The sequence below is a fragment of the Candidatus Marinimicrobia bacterium CG08_land_8_20_14_0_20_45_22 genome, from assembly GCA_002774355.1.
Taxonomy (GTDB): domain Bacteria; phylum Fidelibacterota; class UBA2242; order UBA2242; family UBA2242; genus 0-14-0-20-45-22.
This window is the reverse complement of sequence record PEYN01000160.1, coordinates 1-1,878: the sequence shown is the minus strand read 5'-3', so window position 1 is coordinate 1,878 and position 1,878 is coordinate 1. Positions and strand designations below refer to the sequence as shown.

The window sequence follows — 1,878 nt, the reverse complement described above, 5'->3', positions numbered from 1 at the left end:
TCAAACCTTTTTATGATCAGAAATTTCCACAAGGGTTTATTAATGCAGGAAATTTAATCGGGATACTTGAATGTTTTCTGATCTTTTTGTTTTTATTATTGAAGCAGTATGAATTGATTGGATTTATTATTACTGCGAAAGCCATATATCGTTTCGGCGATATTCATATCAGTAAACGTTTTTGTATGAGATGAACAGATGACCACCGAGCACAGATCATCAACTACTTAAAAGCGACAAAATTTAAACTCGGCATATTAGTCAACTTTGGGGAAAAGTCCCTAAAATATGAAAGATTTGTCAACAACTACTAATCCCGAAGGGTCCGGGACAAGTTTCCGCTAATTTCACTAATATCAATAAAAAAATAATTCGTATAATCTGTGTAATTTGTAGTTAAAAAAAACATTCGTATAATCCGCGTAATTCGTAGTCAAAAAAAAGAATTCGTAGTATATGAATAAAAAAAGCCCTCCCCGGTACAGTCCCTGATACGTTCATTCTTCACTACAGGGCAGGCGATTCGCTCCTTACGGGGCAGGTATCACCCTCAGGCCTTCGGCAGGGCAAGCTGGCATAACAGGGTTCACCCCGTTAAATAGATTATCAAAATGATTTTAAATAACGGATAATGTTATTATTTAACAGGGTAAACTGAACTTCTCATTTCCAAAGGTTACGTAGTCCACGGCATTATTCGCCGTAGTAGTTCATTCAATACGGGTAGAATCGATCATTTGTTCAATGATCCGGAAATATATGGGAAGAGGCTATTATTACATTTTGGCAACTTGATAAATTCCAGGAATGTGAGTACTTTATATAGCCATGACTGATAGTGAATTAATGACGCATGTGAAAGAGATTGTCGGGAAATATCTACCCGGGCAGAGGGTGATCTATTTCTTTGGTTCTCGAACGACGGGGCGTTATACGGATCGTTCGGACTACGACTTTGGGATCGATACGGGAAATAAGATTTCTCTGGAACTCATGTGTAAGATGAAAGAGGAGTTGGAACGGCTTCCGACTCTGCATCGGATCGATCTGGTTGACTTTCAACGGGTGTCCTCCACATTCAACGATTATGCGAAAAGGGACGCGATTCTATTATGATGAACGACAAACTGGAATTATTAACGGGCGATTTCGAAAGGGCGAGTCTGCAACTGCGCAAAGCCCTTCAGCAACCCAAAGATGAGTTTGTAAGGGATTCGGCAATACAACGGTTTGAATTCACCTTTGAGTTGTTCTGGAAAGTTCTCAAAGAGTTTGCTCTGAAAGAAGGACTCGATCCCCGTTCACCGCGATCGAGCATTGGCACCGCACTTGAACTTGGGGTGATTCGAGACGAGATGTTATTCTTAAAAATGCTGGAGAGCCGGAATCTGGCTTCACACACCTATCTTGAAGAGAACGCGGAAGACATTTACGCGGAACTTCCTGCATTTCTTGAAGCGATGTGTACCGCAGTCAGCGCAATTAAGCAGATAAGAGAGCGGCGTGAAAAAAGATCGCAAAGAAATGGATAATGAAAAATGCAAAATGCAAAATCCCGCATGATGCGGTGGCGGCCCTTAGCAAGAGGCAAAGAATCTCGTAACGCTCGCAGAGCCCGCGAAGAAATTTAGAATTTAGAATTTAGAATTTAGAATTACGTAATGGTTAAAGATAATCCGGTCAAAGATAAAAGCTTTCAGTTTGCGCTGGAGATCATTTCTCTTTATAAATATTTAACAAGTGAAAAGAAAGAATATGTCTTGTCAAAACAAATTCTGCGGTCTGGTACATCTATTGGGGCCAACATCGAAGAGGCATTATCCTCTCAAAGCAAAAAGGAGTTCATTGCAAAATTAAACATCTCCTTAAAGGAAGCAC

6 protein-coding genes are annotated in these 1,878 nt (G+C 40.2%); all 6 read left to right on the top strand.

What is annotated here, in order from left to right; all coding sequences use genetic code 11:
- Positions 1-194: hypothetical protein (locus COT43_09470; protein PIS27645.1), on the top strand; the 194-nt coding region annotated here is incomplete at its 5' end.
- Between the two features lie 21 nt (positions 195-215).
- Positions 216-314: a hypothetical protein gene (locus COT43_09465; protein ID PIS27647.1), complete on the top strand. Its 99-nt coding sequence runs from the start codon at positions 216-218 to the stop codon at positions 312-314.
- Positions 315-665: 351 nt separating this feature from the next.
- Positions 666-836, top strand: a complete 171-nt coding sequence (locus COT43_09460) for a hypothetical protein (GenBank protein ID PIS27644.1) — start codon at positions 666-668, stop codon at positions 834-836.
- Complete coding sequence (locus COT43_09455; GenBank protein PIS27643.1) at positions 829-1,116, top strand: hypothetical protein; 288 nt, start codon at positions 829-831, stop codon at positions 1,114-1,116. The genes COT43_09460 and COT43_09455 overlap by 8 nt, the downstream gene beginning before the upstream one ends.
- Positions 1,116-1,532 carry a nucleotidyltransferase gene (locus tag COT43_09450; GenBank protein ID PIS27646.1) on the top strand — a complete coding sequence of 139 codons (417 nt, stop codon included), beginning with the start codon at positions 1,116-1,118 and terminating at the stop codon, positions 1,530-1,532. The genes COT43_09455 and COT43_09450 overlap by 1 nt, the downstream gene beginning before the upstream one ends.
- A 129-nt stretch (positions 1,533-1,661) precedes the next feature.
- A partial coding sequence (locus COT43_09445) for a four helix bundle protein (GenBank protein PIS27642.1) occupies positions 1,662-1,878 on the top strand: 217 nt, incomplete at its 3' end.